Genomic DNA, 20074 nt, shown 5'->3' with positions numbered 1-20074 from the left:
ACCTCCGGAGGAACCCTGCCTATATGGAGAAGTGTGGCCGCAGGTTCAACCCGATCACGCGTCCGATCCGCATTTGACCAGGCCTGACCCCGGTCGGGGGGCTGCCCCGCCGCAGGCACAGGGCCGGGGCAGCGGGGCAGGCACCGCTCAGCGGCAGTTCAGATTGACCGTGACCGGATTGGGGACCAGCTCCTGGGTCGGGCCGCTGCCGGCATCCACCGCAAGGCCGATCAGGCCGCCGACGAGGACGTTACCGGCCATCCCGGCTGCCCCGGCATCCGCCGTTCTGTGGGTGACATTGACCTGAGCCGTCTGGCAGCGCGGCTTTGAGATCGTGACCACGAGGTCGGATCGACGCGGCATTTTCAGCGCGCAGGGGGTGGAAGCGCAGCTCATCCCATTGCTGGTCTGCACCTGGGCCCCGGAGGGCTGGGTGACAATCTGCAGCACGTCTTCGCTGCCACGGGTGATCGTTGCACAGCCGGAGACAAGAACTGCGCCGATCAGGAGAAAGGTCTTCATGACTATCTTTAAGGTTGATTAATTCCACCATTAATCATCCAAGAATTTAGTTAATCAAGAGTATGTGATCCTTCCTCGAAAACTTGTTTTAAATGCATGCGCCGGGAAACTCGGGGCCTGTCGGGGCGTTTCCTGCAAATAAGTTAAGGAGCCCCCTATGTATCCGGTACGAGTGACAACCCTTGAACAGCAGCCCATGTTGCTGATGCCCTGGACGGGGCCCTATTCCGAAGTTGAAAAAGGGTTTGAAAAGCTTGAGGAAATTCTGGCCGCCGCGCAGGTTTTCGCCCCCGAGGTTGAGGCTATTGTCGGTTTTTATCACGATGATCCCGGCACCACCCCGCCGGAAGAGCAGCGCGCCGATCTGGGCGTGCTGATGTCAGAGGTGATGGCGGCACCTGAGGGGATGACCCCCTCTGACCTGAAGCCGGGCCGCTATGCGGTGCTGACCCATAAGGGGGGATTCAACAGTCTGATGAAAGCCTGGTGCTGGCTTTATGACGAGTGGATCCCGGGCTCGGGTGAGCAGATTGATGACAGCCGCAAGCCTTTTGAACTTTATGCCGACAGTCTTGAGCCTGGTGTCCAGCCCGATGACGCTGAGATCCTGATCTGTGTCCCGGTTCTGGGCTGAGACGGGTCAGGCCCGGTCTCACTCAGCCAGTCCCGGCTCATCGAGCAGGGTGCGGCCCTGACGGTCCTCAATCTCGATGATCCAGAGGTCGGGGTCGCGGCTGCGCGCGCGCTGTAAGGCCTCATCAACCTCGGTCTCCGGACCGGAGGCGAGTTCCATCCAGAGACGGGCGCCACTCATAAGATCATAGCTGCGGCAGAAAGCGCGGGCCTGACCGTCGAGGGTGGCGCATTTCACCACGACTGAGCCTGCGTCCGGATCGCCTTTGGCGGTGACGTAGGCAGCAATATCCGTCAGCCGGAGCCGGGCGAGATAGGCTTTCACCCAGAAATCAGCGGTAAGACGGGGGGGGCTCATATTATGTCCCTGGCGCGGGCTGGGGGAGAGAGGCGGGGCAGTGGCGGTGCCGTGGGATGCCCCGGGGTCGGCGCTGCGGGCGGGGGCGTCAGCCGGGGCCGTTGGTCCGGGTGGAGAGGTCCGGGGCGCTGCCCCGGGCCCCGGAGTATTTTTAAAAAACCAAAATCAGGCGTCGCCGTCTTTGAAGTCGAGGCCCATTTCCGAATAGCGCTCTTTTTCATTGAGCCATTCGGGGCGGACTTTTACCTGCAAAAACAGATGGACCGGACGGCCGAGGAATTCGGTCAGCTCCTGGCGGGCGGCGGTGGAGACCGCTTTGATGGTCGAGCCGCCGGCGCCGAGGATGATGCCCTTGTGGCCGTCGCGGGCGACATAGATCAGCTGATCGATCCGGGTGGAGCCGTCTTTGCGGTCTTCCCACTTTTCGGTCTCAACGGTCAGCTGATAGGGGATCTCTTCGTGAAGGCGCAGGGTCAGCTTTTCGCGGGTGACTTCGGCCGCGATCATGCGCATGGGCAGATCGGCGATCTGGTCTTCCGGGTAGAGCCAGGGGTGCTCGGGCAGCTCATTGCCTAGCCAGTTGCGCAGATCCTCAACGCCGTAGCCGCGTTCTGCTGAGACCATGAAGGTTTTGACGAAGGGATAGGCTTCGTTCATTTCCTGGGTCAGCGCGAGCAGGGTTTCGGCTTTGACGCGGTCGATCTTATTGATCGCAAGCGCCACTTTGGTTTTGCCCGGCAGCTTGTCGCGGATCGCCTCGATGATGGCTTTGGTGCCTTCCGTGAGGCCGCGGTGCGCCTCGATCAGCAGCACGACCAGATCGGCATCGGCAGCACCGCCCCAGGCGGCGGTGACCATGGCACGGTCAAGGCGGCGGCGCGGACGGAAGATGCCCGGAGTGTCGACAAAGACGATCTGCGCATTGGCGGCCGGCGCCATGGCCACGCCGCGGATGCGGGCGCGGGTGGTCTGGACCTTATGCGTCACGATCGAGACCTTGGCGCCGACCATACGGTTCAGGAGCGTCGATTTGCCGGCGTTCGGCTCGCCGATGAGAGCGACAAAGCCCGCGCGCTGCGGGCCTTCGGCAAAAACCGTCTCGGGCGTTTCGGGGGTGTCGTGGATGTCGTCATTCATGAGGTAGTCTCCAGGCGCGCGAGAAGCGTGCGGGCGGCCGTCTGTTCGGCGGCGCGTTTGGAACCGGCTTTCGCCTGTTCCTCCTCGCCGGAGGCGAGGCGGACGGCGATGGTGAAGCGGGGCTCGTGAGGGGGACCCTCACGGGCGATTTCTGTGTAGCTCGGCGGCGGCAGACCGCGGGCCTGGGCCCATTCCTGCAGCGAGGTCTTGGGGTCGCGCGCATCCGCGCGGACCTCCGTGACGCGGTTGCCCCAGAGGCGCAGCACCAGGGCCTTGGCCACTTCAAAGCCCGCATCACGGTAGACGGCGGCGATCACCGCCTCCATGGCATCGGCGAGAAGCGCTTCTTTGCGCCGCCCGCCGGAAAGCATTTCCGAGCGGCCAAGGCGCAGCACATCGCCGATGCCAAGCTCACGCGCGACCTCAGCGCAGGTTTCCTTGCGCACGAGGGTGTTAAAGCGCGGGGCAAGCTGGCCTTCGGAGGCGGCACGGTCGGCCATCAGCAGGGCTTCGGACATCACAAGGCCCAGCACGCGGTCGCCGAGGAACTCCAGCCGCTGGTTGTCGGGCCGGGTGGCGGTGGCGATGGAGGGATGGGTCAGGGCGCGGACCAGAAGCTCGGGCCTGCGGAAGTCATGCCCGAGTTTGATCTGAAATGCCTGAAGGTCTGCCGAGAGTCTCACTGTACTGCCTTGAAGAAACGATCTGCCCGCCAGGTCCAGAAAAAGAAGAGCGACTTGCCCGCCGAAGAGAACATGATGCGGTCAGCGCGACCGATCAGATTTTCCGCGGGCACAAAGCCCACCCCACCCACGGCGCGGCCGTAGCGGCTGTCCTGGCTGTTGTCACGGTTGTCACCAAGGAAGAAGTAATGCCCCGGCGGAACCGTGAAGACCGGGGTATTATCGGCGAAGCCGCCGTTGTCGATATTAAGCACCGGATAGCTGTGCCCCCCGGGCAGCGTCTCCATCATGCGCGGCTTGATGCAGGTGCCGCCCTGGCCCACCGGGGCATTGGCGCAGCGCGGCTCATTGCTCATCGGACCCTGGGGCTCATAGGTCTCAATGAAATCTCCGGCCGGGGTCTGGGGCAGTTCCTGACCGTTCAGCACCACCTTGCCGTCCACCATCTGCACGGTATCGCCGGGCAGGCCGATCAGGCGCTTGATGAAATCCGAGCCGTTGACCGGATGGCGGAAGACCACCACATCACCGCGCTCAGGCTCTGAGGCCAGCAGGCGGCCCTCAAAGGGGCAAAGCCCCATGGGGCAGGAATAGCGCGAATAGCCATAGGCCATCTTATTGACGAAGAGGAAATCCCCGATCAGCAGCGTTTCCTTCATCGAGCCCGACGGGATCCAGAAGGGCTGAAACAGCAGGGTCCGAAAGACAGCCGCGATCGCAACCGCGTAGACCACGGTCTTCACCGTTTCAAAGATGCCGTCTTTTTTTTCCGCTTTGGCTGCCATTTTCCGTCTTTCCTGAGCTTCGGTGCTATGTGCGCGTGAGGGGGGCGGCTGTCAAGCGACGGGATCGCGCGCCAGCGGGCGGGCCTCGATGACCACAAAGGCCTGAGCCCAGGGGTGATCATCGGTCAGCGAGACATGGATAATGGCTTCATGGCCCGGAGGTGTCAGCGCGGCCAGACGGTCGGCGGCCCAGCCGTGGACCTTCATCACCGGCTGGCCGGTCGCAAGGTTTGCGACCTCCATATCGCGCCAGGCGATGCCCATGCGCAGGCCGGTGCCAAGCGCCTTTGAGCAGGCCTCTTTGGCGGCCCAGCGTTTGGCATAGGTGGCGACCACTTCGCGACGCCGCTCGGCTTTGGCCTGCTCGGCTTCCGTGAAAACGCGGTTGCGAAAGCGGTCGCCGAAGCGGTCCAGCGTGGCGGAAATCCGATCAATATTCGCCAGATCCGTGCCGATGCCGAGGATCATTCCGCCAGGCGCCAGCATGATCAGGCCATGGCCTGACGGGTCAGATCCATCAGGCGGCGCATCTCGCGGATCGCCGGATCAAGGCCCATGAAAACCGATTCCGAGATCAGGAAATGGCCGATGTTCAGCTCAACCACTTCCGGGATGGCGGCGATGGGTTCGACCGTTTCAAAGCTGAGGCCGTGGCCCATGTGCACCTCAAGGCCCAGCGAGGCGGCAAGCGCTGCGCCGCCCATCAGATCGCGCAACTCATTGTCGCGCTCGGCCATGCGGCCTTCGGCGTGAAGATCGCAATAGTGGCCGGTGTGCAGTTCCACCACCGCCGCGCCGGCGCGGGCGGCTGCTTCGATCTGACGCGCATCATGGCCGATGAAAAGCGAGACCCGGCAGCCTGCCGCAGCCAGGGGCGCGATAAAGTCAGTCAGACGCGCTTCATCGGAGAGGACGTCAAGGCCGCCCTCGGTCGTGCGCTCTTCGCGCTTTTCGGGGACGATGCAGACCGCATGAGGTTTATGGCGCAGCGCGATTGCCTGCATCTCATCGGTGGCGGCCATCTCAAAGTTCAGCGGGATCGAGATGGCGGCCATCAGCCGTTCAATATCGCTGTCGATGATGTGGCGGCGGTCTTCGCGCAGATGGGCGGTGATGCCATCGGCACCGGCAGCCTGGGCCAGCAGCGCCCCGCGCACCGGATCAGGATAGGCCGAGCCGCGGGCATTTCGCAACGTGGCGATATGGTCGATGTTGACGCCAAGGCGAAGGGCTTGAGCTGCCGACATTGCAGAACTCCGGTGAGAAGCGAATTTGGGCGAAGATTAGCCCTGAGGTCCGGGGAAGGAAACCGCTTTCACGGCTTTGTTCCCCGCGCCCGGGCCGCAGCGATGCGCGCATCCCGGTGGCGCGCGCGCAGGCGCTGCCAGGCGCGGATGAGCGGCAGGCTGCCCCATTGAAAGATCAGCCCGGCGATCGTGCCGGGAATGACCGACCCGGCCAGCATGGGAAACCAGATGCGGGTAAAAAACTCCCGCAAAGGCGTCCAGTCGCTCTCGCCGCCGGTCCAGAAGGACAAAAGATTGCGGGCGATCTGCGCTGACGCCTCAGAGAAGAACGGCAGCACCTGCGACAGGGTCAGGCGGTTTTCCGTGCCCAGAAGCCAATAGCCGGTTTCAAGCGAAAGCGTCATAAAAATGGGCGTTGTCAGCGGGTTACCGACAAAGGTGCCCAGGAGTGCTGCCGGAATATTGCCGCGCATCGCCCAGGCAATCCCCGCCGCACCCAGGAAGTGAAAGCCAAAAAGCGGGGTGAAAGAGATGAAGACCCCGGCAAAAAGGCCGCGGGCGATCCGCTCCGGCGTGTCGGGCAGGCGGCGCATGCGGTGCCAGACATAGGTCGCAGCCCGCTTCCAGCCGCTGCTCGGCCAGATCATTTCCAGTGCAGAGCGCCAGAGCGGGCGGCTGTCGCGGCGTTTGAAAACCAGAGGGGCAGTCCTTTTCAGACAGAGATCCGGCAGGGCCCGCGGGGGCGGACCTGTGGCTCTCTGATGTGGGCGCTTTCACAGATGTGGCGCAGCCCCCCGCCGATCACAATCGGGAAATCGGCGGAATTTGAACAAAAGCCGCAAGGCGGCGCTTAACTGCCCGGTTTGCGCGACGGATCGCGGCGGCGCGAGACGCGGGCCACATCGGTTTCCGCATCAAGGGTCATCATCAGTGTGTGCAGATGCTCAATATCGCGCAGGTCCACATCAAAGAGGATGCGGTAGTAATCCGGCTTTTTGTCGGTGAAAACGATGTCCGAAATATTCGCCTGACGATCGCCGATCAGCGTGCAGATCCGCCCCAGCACGCCCGAGTGGTTGGCCATGGTGATGTCGAGCGAGACGGTATTGACCGCCGCGTGCCGGCCGGGATGCCAGCGAAGATCGATCCAGCGCGCGGGCTGATCGCCGTATTCCTCCAGCACCGGGCAGTCGATGGCATGGGCCACCACACCGCGGCCGCGGTAGGTGATGCCGACGATCCGCTCTCCGGGCAGGGGCTGACAGCAACTGGCGCGGTGGAAGGTCTGATCATCGGCGAGACCGGCCACGGGGCGGCTTTCGTCCACTTCGGTATTGCTGACCGAAAGCTCAGGGTAAAGCGTCGCCACAACCTTCTGGGCGGTCAGTTCGGCCGAGCCGATCCGTGCCAGAAGCTCTTCGGCATCGGGCAGCGAGAGGGTGCGGGCGGCGGTTTCCAGCGCTTTATCGGTGGCTTTCTTGCCCAGACGCTCAAAGCTGACCCTTGCCAGTTCGCGACCCAGCTTCACAAAGCGCTCGCGGTCTTCATCGCGCAGCGATTTGCGGATCGCGGCCTTGGCGCGGCCGGTGACCACAATGTCGATCCAGGTCGCCTGGGGCTTCTGACCTTCGGCGGTGATGATCTCGACCGATTGCCCGTTCTTCAGCCGCGTCCAGAGCGGCACGCGGATGCCGTCGACCTTGGCCGAGACGCAGGCATTGCCGATGCGGGTGTGAATGGCATAGGCGTAATCGAGGGGCGTCGCCCCGCGCGGCAGCTGCACCACATCGCCCTTGGGCGTGAAGCAGAAGACCTGATCCTGATACATCTCAAGCTTCACATGCTCGAGAAACTCATTGTGATCCGCCTCTTCCAGCCGCTCGGTCAGCTGCGCAATCCAGCGCGCCGGATCGACCGCAAAGGGGTTCACCGTGCGTGCACCGTCCTTATAGGACCAATGCGCAGCCACACCGGCTTCGGCCACCTCATGCATCTCACGGGTGCGGATCTGCACTTCGACGCGCTTGCCGTCACGGCCCGAGACCGTGGTGTGGATCGAGCGGTAGCCGTTCTGCTTCGGCTGGCTGATGTAATCTTTGAAGCGCCCCGGCACCGCACGCCAGCGCTGATGCACCAGGCCCAGAACCGCGTAGCAGTTTTCCATCGTGTCGGTGATCACGCGGAAGCCATAGATGTCTGAGAGACGCGAGAAGGCGAGATCCTTTTCCTGCATCTTGCGCCAGATCGAATAGGGTTTCTTGGCGCGGCCATAGACATTGGCCTCAATCCCGGCCTTCTCCAGCAGGGTGCGGATGTCATTGGTGATGACATGCACCACATCGCCCGATTCGCGCTGCAGCGTGATGAAGCGGCGCAGGATCGAGTTGCGCGCCTCAGGGTTCAGCACGCGGAAGGAGAGATCCTCCAGCTCTTCGCGCATCCACTGCATCCCCATGCGACCGGCGAGAGGCGCATAGATCTCCATGGTTTCGCGGGCCTTCTGCGCCTGCTTCTCCGGCTTCATCGAGCGGATGGTGCGCATATTGTGCAGCCGGTCCGCGAGTTTCACCAGAATGACCCGCAGATCCTTCGACATCGCGAAGAAGAGTTTGCGGAAGTTCTCAGCCTGCTTCGATTCGGTCGAGGACAGCTGAAGATTGGTCAGCTTGGTCACGCCATCGACGAGCTCGGCGACTTCATAGCCAAACATCCGCTCCACCTCAGTATAGGTGGATTTGGTGTCTTCGATGGTGTCGTGCAAAAGCGCGGTGATCAGCGTTGCATCATCCAGCCGCATTTCCGTGAGGATGGCGGCGACGGCAACGGGATGGGTGAAATAGGGCTCGCCTGAGCGGCGGAACTGCCCTTCATGCATTTTCATCCCATAGGCATAGGCCTCGCGGATGAGCGCTGCATTGGTATGCGGGTTGTAAAGACGGACCAGCGCGATCAGATCTTCAACATCAATCATCGCAGGTCCGTCCGGGTCTTATATAAAAGGGCGCGTCAGTCTTCGCGCTGTGCTTCGACGAGCATCCGCAGCATGCGCTCTTCCGACATATCGTCAGAGGCAGGGCGGTCCATCTCGGCGCTCATCAGCAGAGACATTTTGTCTTCTTCCGGCTCATCGACCTCAATCTGGGTCTGCAGGCTGGCGATCATACGGTCGCGCAGTGCATCTGCCAGCTGGGTTTCTTCTGCGATTTCGCGCAGGGCAACAACCGAGTTCTTATCCCGCTCACGCTCAACCGTGATGGGGGAACCGGCAGCAATCTCACGGGCACGATGCGAAGCGAGCATCACCAGCTCGAAACGGTTCGGGACCTTGTCAACGCAATCTTCGACCGTCACGCGGGCCATGTGGTACTCCGGTTTGGATAGGGCATGGGAAGGAATCGTTTAATTGAAATATCGGGGCTTGACAAGGGCGGCCCTGCCGCAGGGCGGTCACGTTTCGCTGTGATCCCAGAGCCGCACCTCTGCCCGTTCCGTCGCGGGCAGCGCGTCACAGAGTTCGCGGATCGTGCGGCCCAGAACCGGGTGCCGCCAGTCGGGGGCCACATCGGCCACCGGCACCAGCACAAAGGCCCGGTCCTGCAGGCGCGGGTGGGGCAAAATCAGCTGATCCGGGCTGCGACGGATCTGATCTGCGGCAGGCAGATTGAGCCAGGTGTCAAAGCCCGCACGATCCGGCAGCACCGCATTGTCCACCGCGATCAGATCGAGATCCAGTGTCCGCGCGCCCCAGCGGGTCAGCCGCTCCCGCCCGGCCTCGGCCTCGATGGCGTGCAAAGCGGCCAGAGCCTCTGTCGCACTACCGCTCCAGAGGGCCGAGAACGCGGCATTTGCATAATCCGGCCCCGAACCGGCGGGAAAAGCCGGGGTACGGTATACAGGACTGGCGATCAGCCCTTTAAAACCTGATGATTCCAGCTGCCCGGCGACGCGGCTGATTGTCCCACAGGGCCCCTCGGGGGCTGAGGCCCCGGGGCCGTTTTTGCCAGGTTTTACAGGCAGATTTGCGCCTGCTGCAATGATGACGCGCTTTTCGGAGGGTGACAGCAATGTTACACTTTCGGTTGAGGTCTGTTGCGGCAGCCGATGTTTTACACGATTTAACGTTCTGCAGTCCGCAAAGGCAGCATCTGACGGTCGCCACCACTCCCGTCGATGAGCCCGAGGGCTGGTTTCAGGGGACATAAAATGTTTTACAAAGATGACCGGTTGGCATTGTTTATTGACGGTTCCAACCTTTATGCAGCGGCGCGCACCCTCGGGTTTGACATAGATTACAAGCTTCTTCGCCAGGAGTTCATGCGCCGCGGAAAGCTGGTGCGGGCGTTTTATTACACCGCCCTGCTGGAAAATGAAGAGTATTCCCCCATCCGCCCGCTGGTGGACTGGCTGAACTACAACGGCTTCGCCATGCGGACGAAGCCGGCAAAGGAATATACCGACAGCCAGGGCCGCCGGAAGGTGAAGGGCAATATGGATATCGAGCTGACTGTGGATGCGATGGAACTCGCGCCGCATGTCGATCATATCGTGATCTTCTCGGGCGATGGCGATTTCAAACCGCTGATCGAAAGCCTGCAGCGTCAGGGTGTGCGCGTCTCGGTGGTCTCGACCATCCGCAGCCAGCCGCCGATGATTGCCGATGAGCTGCGCCGTCAGGCGGATAATTTCATCGAACTCGATGAACTTCGTGACGTGATCGGCCGTCCGCCGCGCGATCCGCGGGTTGCATCTGACCGCCCTGCGGGTGAAGATGCCGCAGAGCAACCCATGGCAGAGATCCGGTGAGACACACGCGTCGCGCATATATTTTCCGTAAAACGGGGCGCGGCGCATGAGCGTCGGGGGAGCAGCCGGCCTTGCAGGTCTGGCCGTGGCAAGTTTCGCCGCGGCGACGCCGCTCCCCTTTACTTCTGAGCCTTTGTTCATCGGCCTTCTGGTCTCGGGACTTGGTCTGCCGCTGGTGATTGTGCTGGTGGCCTCAATCGCCAATACCGCCGGTTCCGTCGCAACCTATCTGATGGCGCGCGCCGCCGGTGCGGCGGGGGGCGATAAATGGATGCCGGTCTCGGGCAAAAAGCGCGAGAAGCTGGAAGCCTGGTATCGCAAATGGGGGCTTTGGACCCTGCTTCTGGCCTGGATCCCCGGGGGTGATCTTCTGGTAATTCTGGCCGGTCTGGCCCGCGCCCCGCTGGTTGCGGTGACCGCCATTCTGACCTTTGCAAAAACGCTGCGCTTTGCGGCTCTGGCGCTTCTGACGCTGGGCCTTTTCGGCTGAGCCTTTAACTTCGCCGCCGATGGGCTTAGGTTCACGCCGAGCCTGTGATCTGAGGACCCGCCATGTCTTTGCCTCCGCTGACCCTTTATCTCGCGGCGCCGCGCGGCTTTTGCGCAGGCGTGGACCGGGCGATCCGCATCGTCGAGATGGCGTTGCAGAAATGGGGCGCGCCGGTCTATGTGCGCCATGAGATCGTGCACAACAAATATGTCGTGGATGATCTGCGGGCCAAAGGCGCGGTCTTTGTGGAAGAGCTTGAAGACTGCCCCGATGACCGCCCGGTGATCTTCTCCGCCCATGGCGTGCCCAAAGCGGTTCCCGCTGAAGCCGCGCGGCGCGAGATGATCGCCGTGGATGCGACCTGCCCGCTGGTGACCAAGGTGCATAATGAGGCGGCGCGCCATTTCGCCAATGGTCTGCAGATGATCATGATCGGCCATAAGGGCCATCCTGAGACCGTGGGCACCATGGGCCAGCTGCCTGAGGGTGAGGTGCTTCTGGTTGAAACCCTTGAGGATGTGCCTGGGCTTCAGGTGCGCGATCCGGGCAAACTCGCGCTGATCACTCAGACCACCCTGTCGGTGGATGACACGGCAGAACTGGCGGCGGCGCTGAAGGCCCGTTTCCCGGCGCTGATCGTGCCCGCAAAAGAAGACATCTGCTATGCCACCACCAACCGTCAGGCGGCGGTCAAGGCCATCGCGCCGAAGATCGACGCGCTCCTGGTGATCGGTGCGCCGAATTCCTCAAACTCAAAACGTCTGGTTGAGGTCGGCAGCGCGGCGGGCTGCGCTTACAGCCAGCTGGTGCAGCGCGCGGCCGATATCGACTGGCGCGCGCTTTCGGGCATCACTTCGGTCGGCATCACCGCCGGAGCCTCGGCCCCGGAAGTGCTCATCAATGAGGTGATCGACGCCTTTCGTGCGCGCTTTAATACGACTGTCGAGCTGGTCGAGACGGCGGTTGAGAACGTCGAGTTCAAAGTCCCGAAAGTCCTGCGCGACCCGGTCTGAGGGATCGGCGTAAGCTCGTTATCGAAACCGGGACGCCGCCGCCTGCTGCGGTGTTCTTTCCCTGCGCTATGTCAGCGCCTGCCCTTTGAGAGCAGGCCCGTCCCTCAGTCATTGCGCCCCTTCTGCACCAGCCCCGCCACCGCTGCGATCCCGAGCGATGTCACGATCCAGCCTGCTGCCTGGAAAGCGAACCAGATATGGCGACCCATGTCCCCCTCATCTGTCGTGGTTGTGACGACCCAGTTTTTCTCCTGACCCAGATCCATCACCGGCAGGTAGGTGTCGAGGGCGAAGAGGAACGGGGAGAACTCTTCATAATGCAGCGCGGATGGCGATTCTGACCACACGGCGGTCGGAGCGATCGGGTTGATGGCGACAGCGTTCAGCCAGTCCTCTGACGTGAGTATCTGATCGGAGGCGGGAACAAATACTCCCATCTCGAAGCCATAGCCCGCCAGCATCGTCCCCAAAGTCACAAGGACCAGCGAGATCCAGAAGGGTCGCTGGGGAGAATATCCGAAGCCGATGACGGACCATTTCAAAAAGGCCCAGATCCAGCGCAGAAGATAGTCACCGGTTCCGAAGAGTGCCTTCGTCAGTGCGACAAGGTTCGCGTTACGGAATGCCTCACAGTATTCCGCAAGCGTCCGCTGGCGGATGCTCTCCTGCTCATGGCTGATGTAGAGCTTTTCGCGTGCCATAAGTATCTCACGCGCTGCGGAATCATCGGCGTTCTCGCGTAGCACATGGGCGAACTGACGCCAGGGTTGGCTTGCGAAGCTGCCACCGGATGTGCTGCCCCTCGTCAGCCAGTCGATCCGATACTGAACTGATCTGAGGCATTCGGAGGGCATATGGGGATAGGACAACCCGTCAATAATGTACCCCTGCGCACACTGGCTCCAGAATGCTTCATCATCTGTCAGGCAGCCTGCGCTGGCATTCCGAAGGGACACTTTGCCCTGCGGGACGCGGCATCCCAGTAACTGAAGGTTATCGCCCACCCGCACATTATCCAGACAAAGCGCAAACTCATCTGGTGGGGCCTGAAAGCAGCAGCTGCTGATTGTCAGATTCGTCCCGGTGACCAGTGCAGGCATCTGCGCGGGGCCGCAGGACGCAACCTCGTTCAGATGAACCCCACCCCCTGCCTGCAGATTGCTCAGGATAGCACCACAAGCGGGCGCGTCCGGGTGGCGTGCAATCTGCGTCGACCCTTTTGGCTCCCTGATGGATACGGCGGATAACTTCAACGAACCGCTGAGCTTTGCGGAGGTGAGATCAAGTACACCCTCAATCTCTGTTTCAGTAATCTGAATGTCCCCATCGAACTGCGCTGATACTCCGATCAGGCCAGGCAGTTTGCACCCCCGCAAAGTGAGATCGCCCACACCGCCGCCGGAAATGAAAACCGGCTCCTGAAAGCAGCAGGCGGTGAAGCTGATCGCCACATCTGCAGTGCGGGGACACAGGTTAAGGCCGCCTTCAATCACGGCACCTGAGAGATGCAATCTTGAACGGGGCGGGAGGTCTTTCTGAAGCAGCTCAAAGAGAATAGCTGCTGCGATTCTGACCTGCGGTGTGTTGTCGACGAGTTCAAAATCGCAACTCTGTCCGCCGAGCCATGCCTGGATCAGGTGCCGCTCTTCGGGGGATCTCTCTTCACTTCTGAGATAAATGTCAGATCGATCGGTCCACACGCCCTTATGCCCCGTAAACCGCCGCCCAGCGTTCCAGCAGCAGGCCCTGCATCGTGCGGGCACGGGTGGTCCATTCGGGGCCGCCGCGGGGGCGCTCGCGTTCATCTCCGCGCAGGGCGTCGCGGCGGGGGGTATCGGCAGAGAAGATCGCAAAGACCAGGGGGCGGCGGGTCTGCACATGGCCCGCAAGGCCCGAGACGAAATTCAGCGTGCCGGTCTTCGCCAGCACCGGGGCGCGGTCTGCGGGGGCTTTGGCGGGCGTTTGGTAGGGGCGCAGGATCTCGGTCAGCTGCGGGTTGCGCAGCATCAGGCGCGCCATGGCGAGGGCGGTGACCCGGCTCTCGCCGCCAAGGCCGGAGTGATCGACCAGCGCAAGATCGACGCCGTGCCGCTCACGCACCCAGGCGTTCATCATCGCGGCAGAGGCGCGCAGGCTGGTCTGGCCCGATGCGGTAAGCCCCACCACCTCTGCGGTCAGATTGGTCGAATGGCGCAGCATATCGCGCAAAAGCGGCACCAGAGAGGGGCTCAGGGTCTCAGCCAGAGCCGTCCCGCGACCGCTGCCCTGACGCGGATCGGGCAGGGTGATCCCCTGGGCGGCGCAGAGCGTCTGAAAGACCTCCCCGGCATAGAGGGCGGGGCGGCGGACCGGAAGCCAGCGGCTGCCGCCTTTGCCCAGGGCGGCGGAGGCTACGGTCCAGCGCTCTGTGCCGTCGCGCTCTTCGAAGGTGAAGATCGGGGACTGGCGCTCTGCAATGGCGGCCCGCGCCATGCGCACGGCCGGAATATGGCGCGCGCCACGGGCATCCATGGCGATCTGCCAGCCTTTGGAGGCGCGTTTCCACTCCATGTGGACCCGGTTGAAATTCAGGTTCAGCCCCGAAATCGCCGGGTTATAGCCAACATGCAGGGGCTGGCCTGCATCAATGCGGCTCAGCCCCGGCAGGGCATTGTCCTGCAGAAGGAAGCGTCCGGTGATGCCGCGGATGCCGCGGTTTTTCAAGGCGATGGCCAGATCAGCCAGCCGGTCGGTATCCAGCGTCGGATCGCCGCCCCCGGCGAGGATCAGATCGCCCTGAACTCTCCCGCCCGAAACCGGGCCGGTGGCGAGAACGCGGGTGGCAAAGCGGTAGCCCGCACCCAGCCGCTCAAGCGCAAAGAGCGCCGTCACCGCCTTGGCGACGGAGGCCGGAGGCAGCGCCTGAGTCTCTGCCCGCGCCTCAAGAACCTCGCCGCTCCGCGCATCGAGGACGACATAGCTGACCTGACCACCCAGACGGGCCTGTTCGATCAGCGCGGCGGAACTGACGGGGGGCGCGGCTGCGGGGCTGGCAGCCGCGGGGGCAGATCCGGCCCCGCGCGCACGCGGGCGCAGGGACTGGGAGGGCGCATTGGCGAGGGCCGGGGCCGCGGCCAGCGCAGCGCTTCCAAGCAGTCCTCCGATCAGCAGGCGGCGGGTCAGGACGGCTGCGGATTTGGCGTCAGACACGGGAGAGCTCTCCGGGATGGGGGACCGGGCGTTATTCTGCGGCCTGGAACCTGAGGTTGCAATGGGGCGCTGTCGCGGCGTTCAGGGCTGGCGCGTCCAGGCCCCGCTGTTGCGGATGGCGGTGGAGGAACTGGCGTTCAGCGGCAGCCCCGCCAGCGCCCATGCCGGAGCCGCGCTGCGCCCGAGACGGGCCACAGCCGCTCCGGTCAGACGTGCCCGCGCCATGGAACGTGCCGCAGGTGAGGATAAAGCCGCCAGCTGCGAGCCGGGACGGGCGAGCACGCCGATCGGGTGATGCGCCGCGACCTCCTGCCAGCGGTCCCAGCGGTGAAAGCCCGCCAGATTGTCCGAGCCCATCAGCCAGACAAAGCGCTGCCCCGGCCAGAGATGGCGCAGACCCGCAAGCGTATCGGCGGTGTAGCGGGTGCCGAGAGCCGTCTCAATCGCCGTCACGGTGACTTTCGGGTCGCAGATCAGCGCCCGAGCCGCCGCAATCCGCCGCTCCATCGGGGCGGGGCCTTCGGACTTCAGGGGGTTGCCGGGCGAGACCAGCCACCAGATCCGGTCCAGACCGAAGCTGCGAAAGGCCGCGCGGGTGATGGCCAGATGCCCCTCATGTGCAGGATCAAAAGATCCGCCAAGCAGCCCGATCACCTGACCGGGCGGCGCAGAAGGCAGATCAGCGCGCAGGAGGGGGCGGGACATCAGCAGGCTCCGGTTCGCTCAGAGAGGGCGAATGCGGAATTGCAGGGCTTTGACGTCTTCTGCAAGAGCGCCGATGTCTTTCCAGGAAAATTCTGCCATCACGCCGGGCAGTTCGCGGTAGCCGCGCTTCTCCCAGAAGGCATCAAGCGGGCGATAGTCCGCAGGCCGCGCCGGGTGATTGCCCGGGCGGATCACGCTGCAGAAGGCGGAGTATTTAAAGCCATGCGCCCGGGCATGGGCTTCGCGGGCATCGAAGAATTTATGGCCCAGCCCATGGCCGCGCCAGTCAGGCAGCAGCACCGATTCGGCGCAGTAAAACACCTCTTCAGGATCATAGCCGCTGGCGCGGAAGCCTTCGATGAACTTGCCGTCGTGATCGGTCAGGGGGGTGCCTGTCGCAACCCCCACGACCTGATCTCCGGCAAAGGCCGCAACCACAACGGCGCGCGGGCTGTCGCGGTAGGCCCGCATATAGCCGCGCTCATAATCGAGGTCCCCGTCGTAGAGATAGGGGAAGGCGCGGAACACCTCGATGCGCAGCCGTGCCACGTCATCCAGCCGCGCCAGAAGCTCCTCTCCGGTGAGGCTGCGAACCTCAATCATGCGGAAACCTGTGCGGTCCAGTCCGCCAGATTGTAGAAGGTGGTCACGCGGGTGATCCGGCCGTCCTTCACATCGAAAAAGGCCCCGGCGGGCAGAATATAGCGCTGGCCCTTTGCCTCGGGCAGGCCCGGGTCGGTCTGGAGATATTCGCCGTGGACGGTGAATTCCGCCGCAGCGCGGCTGCCGTCTTCTGAGGCAAAGATCACCATATCGCGCAGCTCTTCGCGGTAGCTCACGCCCATATGCGCGCAGAATTCCTCGAATTTCGCGCGCCCGAGGCGGGTTGCGCCTTCATTGACGCGGTGCTCGATGTCATCGCTGACGACGGCCAGCATGCCCGCAGGGTCGGCTGCGTTAAAAGCGGCATAGTAGCGGGCGATCAGTTTCTCGGTTTCCTGGCGGTTCATGGCGGTCTCCCTTGCGTCGAAACCGCATAGAGCCACAGCCCGGCCCGGGCTGCAACGTGGTCAAAAGTCTGAGACTTCAGTCCTGAAATGCGAGCCAGGCTTTGATCGGCAGATGGTCCGAGGCCACCTTTGCAAGATCGCTGTCATGGGCGCTCACTGGCGAGAGTACGCCCGGGCCGAAGGGAATGATGCGATCAAGCGGCAGCCGCGGACGCGAGGCGGGAAAGCTGGCCACGGCGGGCGGCAGCGTGCTGATCTGCGCATGAAGCCCGTGCAGCACCGAGCCGTGATCCGAGCGCCATTCGTTCAGATCCCCCATCAGAAGCGCAGGCATATCGGCGGTGGCCTGCAGATAGCTGCTCAGCCGCGCCACCTGACGCGCACGCGACTGGCGCAGCAGACCGAAATGCGCGGCAATCACCCGCAGCGGGCCGTGATCGTCGAACTGCAGATCCGTCACGATGGCCCCGCGCGGCTCAAGCCCCGGCAGAGCGATCTGTTCGACATTCTGCACCAGCCCGCTGCGCACCAGCAAAAGGTTGCCATGCCAGCCGTCCGCATTGCGGATGCCGCTGACCGGGACGGGCACCAGACCGGTGCGTGCCTCAAGCTCAGGCAGGTTCAGCAGACCGTCGCGGGTTCCGAAGCGGCGGTCCACCTCCTGGAGGGCGATGATATCGGCGTCGATCTCGCGGATCACCTCTCGGATACGGTCGGGATCAAAGCGGCCATCGGTGCCGATGCATTTGTGCACATTGTAGCTCGCCACCCGCAGCGCGCGCTGCGGGACCTCCGCCGGATGCGGAACGGCGGCTTCGGGCCGGAGCACGGCCCGGATTGAGGCAGGCAGACCGGTGATCGGAAACCGCGGACGCCGGGGGGCAGGCAGATCGGATCGATGCAATGGAAATCCTCAACTCAGTGTCCCTGTCAGGTAAGATGCCTGACGCTGCGATCAAGTCTTCACAGGTAAGGCGAGGCGAGCCAGATGGTGCGGTCGATCAGTCTGGTGTGGAAGGGACGCGCGGCCAGCCCCTCCAGAGTGACCGGCTCGGCATGGGTCAGCCCCTCCTGGATGCGGGCGGCGATTTTCCCTGCAAAAGCCGCATCATAAACCTCAAGATCCACCTCAAAGTTCAGCCGCAGAGAGCGCGGGTCCAGATTGCTCGAACCGATGAATGACCAGGTGTTATCAACACAAAGCAGTTTTGAGTGATCAAAGCCCCCGGTGCCGCGCCAGATCCGGCACCCCTGCGCCAGAAGCTGGTCAAACTGCGCCCGCATGGCGCGGTCGACGAAGGCGAGATTGTTCTGACCGGGAACCAGAATATCAATGGCCACCCCCCGCAGAGCCGCCGTCGCAAGCGCTGCCGTCAACTCGCGGTCGGGCAGGAAATAGGGCGACTGAATGCGGATCGACCGCCGGGCGGTGCTGAAGGCCCCCATGAGCAGACGGTGGCTGCTGCCGAGGCTGTCGTCGGGCCCCGAGGCCACGGCGCGCATCACCATGGGGGCTGTTGCAGCGGCCCGGACATCCCCGAGCGCCCAGGGCGCACCGCTCAGCCGCTCACCGGAGGCAAAGGCCCAGTCCCCGGCGGCGATGGCCAGAAGTTCCCCCACCACGGGGCCGCTGACACGGAAATGGGTGTCGCGGGAGACGGCCTCGCCATAAAACTCCGAGCTGTAGCCCTCGCGGATGTTCAACCCGCCGATAAAGGCGGTTTTTCCGTCTGTAATCAGCAGTTTGCGGTGTGTGCGCAGATTGGCATAGGGCAGTCTGAGCCCTGCGATCAGCCGCCCGTTAAAAAGCGCCGCCGGAAGGCCCGCGCGTCTGAGATCGCGGATGACGGCGGGAAGACTGTAGCGCACCCCCACGGCATCAATCAGCACCCGAACCTCAACGCCGCGGGCCCGGGCGGCCACCAGCCGTTCAACAAAGCGCTGCCCCATGCGGTCGCGGTCGAAGATATAGCTCTCCATCAGGATGGAGCGCTCTGCCGCGTCAATTTCTGCCAGCATCCGGCCATAGGCCTCATCTCCGCCGCGCAGCATCTCAATGCGGTTTGAGGTGGTGAGAGGCAGATCCGTCACCCGGTCGCCCAGGGTTCTGAGCGCCTGAAAACGGCGGCCGAAGCGTTCTGAGATGATGTGATCGGGGGCGGTGGTCAGCTCCTCAGCCAGAAGGGGAAGCCCCGCGGCTTCGCGGCTCTCGCGCAGCGAATCGCGCCGGATCCGGTTGATCCCGGCGGCCAGATAGATCAGCGGCCCGAGCACCGGCGACAGAAGAATCACGCCGACCCAGCCCACCGCGGCGCGGGCGTCGCTTTTGTTCAGGATCGCATGACAGCCGGCCAGAACGGACATCGCAAAGCCCGCAACAGCGAGAATATGGGGCCAGTAGCTGCTGAAAAACGTGCTGATCAGATCTGCCATAAAGCCAGTCTCGCATGCCGCGCCGGCTCTGTCGATTCCGGCCGCGGCGCAGGCGCGGCTCCGCTCAGGCCGGGGGGCCGAAGCGTGCGCGGATGCGCGCGGCGATATCGTCGCGCACCGCGCGATAGGCGTCCAGCTTTTGCGCGCGGCTGTCGCCGGTCGCTGTGGGGTCGGGCACCGGCCAATAGGCGACTTCGACCGCCGAATGGCGTGTCAGATCCAGCGCCAGATCGCGGCTCGCGGGCGAGAGCGCGACGATCAGGTCAAACTGCCCCAGATCATCGCCCCAGTCCTGCATCTCCTGAAACGAGCGCGAGCGGTGGCGGGACAGCTCAATCCCCAGTTCGCGGCAGACCGCGATGGAGAAGCCGTCGATTTCCATATCATTTTCAACGCCTGCGGATTGCACATAGGCGCGCTGGCCGTGGATCTGTTTCATCAGACCCTCCGCCATCGGCGAGCGGACTGCGTTGTGATCGCAGCAGAAGAGGATCGCCTGCGGAAACTCTTCGGCCAATCTTACCCCCAGTGCAGCACGCAGATCAGGGTGAAAAGCCGCCGGGCGGTGTCGATATCCACCTCCGCCTTGCCCTCAAGGCGTTCCTGAAGCGTGCGCGCGCCCTCGTTGTGGATGCCGCGCCGCGCCATGTCGATCGCTTCAATCTGGCTCGGCGGCAGGCGCTTTACGGCGTCGAAATAGCTTTCGCAGATCTGGAAATAGTCTTTCACCACCTGCCGGAACGGCCCGAGCGAGAGGTGAAATTCCCCGATTTTCTGCCCCTCTTCCGAGGCCAGTGCAAAGACCAGCCGCCCCTCGCGGATCGCAAGGCCAAGGCGGTAGGGGCCGGGCGGCACCTCGCGGCCTTCACGCGCGGGCAGGGTGAAGCTGTTGTCTTCAAGCAGATCGAAAATGGCAACCCGCCGCTCCTGCTCAATGGCGGCGGTGGGGGCGGCAAGGCCGCTTTCATCGATCTCGATGTGGCAGATACGGGTCATGACGCATTCCGGGCTTCTCGCCCTCTGTGATGCCCGAGCGGTTCCCCTCTTGCAAGCCCGGGGGCGCAGC

General features: G+C 63.4%; 24 protein-coding genes. 4 read left to right on the top strand and 20 right to left on the bottom strand.

What is annotated here, in order from left to right; translation table 11 throughout:
• Positions 1–147 precede the first annotated feature (147 nt).
• Positions 148–522: a translation initiation factor 2 gene (locus EP867_RS06875; protein WP_128487492.1), complete on the bottom strand. Its 375-nt coding sequence runs from the start codon at positions 520–522 to the stop codon at positions 148–150.
• 157 nt (positions 523–679) lie between these two features.
• Here EP867_RS06875 and EP867_RS06870 point away from each other — a divergent pair, with 157 nt between their 5' ends.
• Positions 680–1156: an AraC family transcriptional regulator gene (locus EP867_RS06870; RefSeq protein WP_128487490.1), complete on the top strand. Its 477-nt coding sequence runs from the start codon at positions 680–682 to the stop codon at positions 1154–1156.
• Positions 1157–1174: 18 nt separating this feature from the next.
• Here EP867_RS06870 and EP867_RS06865 read toward each other — a convergent pair whose 3' ends face one another.
• The 10 genes from EP867_RS06865 to folK all read right to left on the bottom strand — a co-directional run bounded on the left by EP867_RS06865 (position 1175) and on the right by folK (position 9565).
• A complete protein-coding gene (locus tag EP867_RS06865) occupies positions 1175–1513 on the bottom strand; it encodes a DUF1491 family protein (protein WP_128487488.1) in 339 nt (112 codons plus the stop codon).
• Positions 1514–1678: 165 nt separating this feature from the next.
• Positions 1679–2650: a GTPase Era gene (gene era / locus EP867_RS06860; protein ID WP_128487486.1), complete on the bottom strand. Its 972-nt coding sequence runs from the start codon at positions 2648–2650 to the stop codon at positions 1679–1681.
• Entirely contained in the window at positions 2647–3333 is a 687-nt protein-coding gene (gene rnc / locus EP867_RS06855; RefSeq protein ID WP_128487484.1) for a ribonuclease III, read from the bottom strand. Before rnc ends, era begins: the two co-directional genes overlap by 4 nt.
• Positions 3330–4118 carry a signal peptidase I gene (gene lepB / locus EP867_RS06850; RefSeq protein ID WP_128487482.1) on the bottom strand — a complete coding sequence of 263 codons (789 nt, stop codon included), beginning with the start codon at positions 4116–4118 and terminating at the stop codon, positions 3330–3332. Before lepB ends, rnc begins: the two co-directional genes overlap by 4 nt.
• Positions 4119–4169: 51 nt before the next feature.
• On the bottom strand, positions 4170–4586 hold the full coding sequence (gene acpS / locus EP867_RS06845) for a holo-ACP synthase (protein ID WP_128487611.1): 417 nt from the start codon (positions 4584–4586) through the stop codon (positions 4170–4172).
• Between the two features lie 20 nt (positions 4587–4606).
• Entirely contained in the window at positions 4607–5365 is a 759-nt protein-coding gene (locus EP867_RS06840) for a pyridoxine 5'-phosphate synthase (protein WP_128487480.1), read from the bottom strand.
• 68 nt (positions 5366–5433) lie between these two features.
• On the bottom strand, positions 5434–6012 hold the full coding sequence (locus EP867_RS06835; protein ID WP_241656845.1) for a DUF2062 domain-containing protein: 579 nt from the start codon (positions 6010–6012) through the stop codon (positions 5434–5436).
• Between the two features lie 203 nt (positions 6013–6215).
• Positions 6216–8336, bottom strand: coding sequence for a RelA/SpoT family protein (locus EP867_RS06830; RefSeq protein WP_128487476.1), 2121 nt, complete (start codon positions 8334–8336; stop codon positions 6216–6218).
• A 35-nt stretch (positions 8337–8371) separates the two neighbouring features.
• A complete protein-coding gene (gene rpoZ / locus EP867_RS06825) occupies positions 8372–8725 on the bottom strand; it encodes a DNA-directed RNA polymerase subunit omega (protein WP_128487474.1) in 354 nt (117 codons plus the stop codon).
• A gap of 87 nt (positions 8726–8812) precedes the next feature.
• Positions 8813–9565, bottom strand: coding sequence for a 2-amino-4-hydroxy-6-hydroxymethyldihydropteridine diphosphokinase (folK, locus tag EP867_RS20195; RefSeq protein ID WP_128487472.1), 753 nt, complete (start codon positions 9563–9565; stop codon positions 8813–8815).
• Positions 9566–9568: 3 nt separating this feature from the next.
• On the opposite strand from folK, the gene EP867_RS06815 reads away from it, so the two are divergent.
• From EP867_RS06815 to ispH, 3 genes are all read left to right on the top strand, one after another.
• Positions 9569–10168 (top strand): LabA-like NYN domain-containing protein, encoded by a 600-nt coding sequence (locus tag EP867_RS06815; RefSeq protein ID WP_128487470.1) that lies wholly within the window; start codon positions 9569–9571, stop codon positions 10166–10168.
• A gap of 46 nt (positions 10169–10214) precedes the next feature.
• Complete coding sequence (locus EP867_RS06810) at positions 10215–10658, top strand: YqaA family protein (RefSeq protein WP_128487468.1); 444 nt, start codon at positions 10215–10217, stop codon at positions 10656–10658.
• A gap of 62 nt (positions 10659–10720) precedes the next feature.
• The gene (ispH, locus tag EP867_RS06805) at positions 10721–11671 is read left to right on the top strand and encodes a 4-hydroxy-3-methylbut-2-enyl diphosphate reductase (protein ID WP_128487466.1); all 951 of its coding nucleotides are present in this window, start codon (positions 10721–10723) and stop codon (positions 11669–11671) included.
• 104 nt (positions 11672–11775) lie between these two features.
• Here ispH and EP867_RS06800 read toward each other — a convergent pair whose 3' ends face one another.
• The 9 genes from EP867_RS06800 to EP867_RS06760 form a co-directional block, all read right to left on the bottom strand.
• Positions 11776–13371 carry a hypothetical protein gene (locus EP867_RS06800; protein WP_128487464.1) on the bottom strand — a complete coding sequence of 532 codons (1596 nt, stop codon included), beginning with the start codon at positions 13369–13371 and terminating at the stop codon, positions 11776–11778.
• 4 nt (positions 13372–13375) lie between these two features.
• The gene (gene dacB / locus EP867_RS06795) at positions 13376–14860 is read right to left on the bottom strand and encodes a D-alanyl-D-alanine carboxypeptidase/D-alanyl-D-alanine endopeptidase (protein WP_128487462.1); all 1485 of its coding nucleotides are present in this window, start codon (positions 14858–14860) and stop codon (positions 13376–13378) included.
• Positions 14861–14941: 81 nt separating this feature from the next.
• Positions 14942–15550 carry a nicotinate-nucleotide adenylyltransferase gene (locus EP867_RS06790; protein WP_380049832.1) on the bottom strand — a complete coding sequence of 203 codons (609 nt, stop codon included), beginning with the start codon at positions 15548–15550 and terminating at the stop codon, positions 14942–14944.
• Positions 15551–15583: 33 nt separating this feature from the next.
• Positions 15584–16168 (bottom strand): GNAT family N-acetyltransferase, encoded by a 585-nt coding sequence (locus EP867_RS06785; RefSeq protein WP_128487458.1) that lies wholly within the window; start codon positions 16166–16168, stop codon positions 15584–15586.
• Positions 16165–16575 carry a ketosteroid isomerase-related protein gene (locus EP867_RS06780; RefSeq protein WP_128487456.1) on the bottom strand — a complete coding sequence of 137 codons (411 nt, stop codon included), beginning with the start codon at positions 16573–16575 and terminating at the stop codon, positions 16165–16167. The genes EP867_RS06785 and EP867_RS06780 overlap by 4 nt, the downstream gene beginning before the upstream one ends.
• A gap of 76 nt (positions 16576–16651) precedes the next feature.
• Positions 16652–17479 (bottom strand): endonuclease/exonuclease/phosphatase family protein, encoded by an 828-nt coding sequence (locus EP867_RS06775; protein ID WP_128487454.1) that lies wholly within the window; start codon positions 17477–17479, stop codon positions 16652–16654.
• 59 nt (positions 17480–17538) lie between these two features.
• Entirely contained in the window at positions 17539–19008 is a 1470-nt protein-coding gene (locus EP867_RS06770) for a phospholipase D-like domain-containing protein (protein ID WP_128487452.1), read from the bottom strand.
• 64 nt (positions 19009–19072) lie between these two features.
• Complete coding sequence (locus EP867_RS06765; protein WP_128487450.1) at positions 19073–19525, bottom strand: arsenate-mycothiol transferase ArsC; 453 nt, start codon at positions 19523–19525, stop codon at positions 19073–19075.
• 2 nt (positions 19526–19527) lie between these two features.
• Positions 19528–20004 carry a UPF0262 family protein gene (locus EP867_RS06760; RefSeq protein ID WP_128487448.1) on the bottom strand — a complete coding sequence of 159 codons (477 nt, stop codon included), beginning with the start codon at positions 20002–20004 and terminating at the stop codon, positions 19528–19530.
• Between the last annotated feature and the right edge of the window lie 70 nt (positions 20005–20074).

The organism is Falsigemmobacter intermedius, assembly GCF_004054105.1.
In the GTDB taxonomy this organism is placed as follows: Bacteria; Pseudomonadota; Alphaproteobacteria; order Rhodobacterales; family Rhodobacteraceae; genus Wagnerdoeblera; species Wagnerdoeblera intermedia.
This window is presented reverse-complemented; position numbering and strand designations above follow the sequence as displayed.

Coding starts and splice junctions, on each gene's coding strand:
- EP867_RS06785 (WP_128487458.1), bottom strand. CDS start 16,168: ATGATTGAGGTTCGCAGCCTCACCGGAGAGGAGCTTCTGGCGCGGCTG.
- EP867_RS06870 (WP_128487490.1), top strand. CDS start 680: ATGTATCCGGTACGAGTGACAACCCTTGAACAGCAGCCCATGTTGCTG.
- rpoZ (WP_128487474.1), bottom strand. CDS start 8,725: ATGGCCCGCGTGACGGTCGAAGATTGCGTTGACAAGGTCCCGAACCGT.
- EP867_RS06830 (WP_128487476.1), bottom strand. CDS start 8,336: ATGATTGATGTTGAAGATCTGATCGCGCTGGTCCGTCTTTACAACCCG.
- acpS (WP_128487611.1), bottom strand. CDS start 4,586: ATGATCCTCGGCATCGGCACGGATCTGGCGAATATTGATCGGATTTCC.
- folK (WP_128487472.1), bottom strand. CDS start 9,565: ATGTCCCCTGAAACCAGCCCTCGGGCTCATCGACGGGAGTGGTGGCGA.
- lepB (WP_128487482.1), bottom strand. CDS start 4,118: ATGGCAGCCAAAGCGGAAAAAAAAGACGGCATCTTTGAAACGGTGAAG.
- EP867_RS06875 (WP_128487492.1), bottom strand. CDS start 522: ATGAAGACCTTTCTCCTGATCGGCGCAGTTCTTGTCTCCGGCTGTGCA.
- EP867_RS06810 (WP_128487468.1), top strand. CDS start 10,215: ATGAGCGTCGGGGGAGCAGCCGGCCTTGCAGGTCTGGCCGTGGCAAGT.
- EP867_RS06770 (WP_128487452.1), bottom strand. CDS start 19,008: ATGGCAGATCTGATCAGCACGTTTTTCAGCAGCTACTGGCCCCATATT.
- EP867_RS06780 (WP_128487456.1), bottom strand. CDS start 16,575: ATGAACCGCCAGGAAACCGAGAAACTGATCGCCCGCTACTATGCCGCT.
- ispH (WP_128487466.1), top strand. CDS start 10,721: ATGTCTTTGCCTCCGCTGACCCTTTATCTCGCGGCGCCGCGCGGCTTT.
- EP867_RS06815 (WP_128487470.1), top strand. CDS start 9,569: ATGTTTTACAAAGATGACCGGTTGGCATTGTTTATTGACGGTTCCAAC.
- EP867_RS06840 (WP_128487480.1), bottom strand. CDS start 5,365: ATGTCGGCAGCTCAAGCCCTTCGCCTTGGCGTCAACATCGACCATATC.
- EP867_RS06760 (WP_128487448.1), bottom strand. CDS start 20,004: ATGACCCGTATCTGCCACATCGAGATCGATGAAAGCGGCCTTGCCGCC.
- era (WP_128487486.1), bottom strand. CDS start 2,650: ATGAATGACGACATCCACGACACCCCCGAAACGCCCGAGACGGTTTTT.
- EP867_RS06835 (WP_241656845.1), bottom strand. CDS start 6,012: ATGATCTGGCCGAGCAGCGGCTGGAAGCGGGCTGCGACCTATGTCTGG.
- EP867_RS06865 (WP_128487488.1), bottom strand. CDS start 1,513: ATGAGCCCCCCCCGTCTTACCGCTGATTTCTGGGTGAAAGCCTATCTC.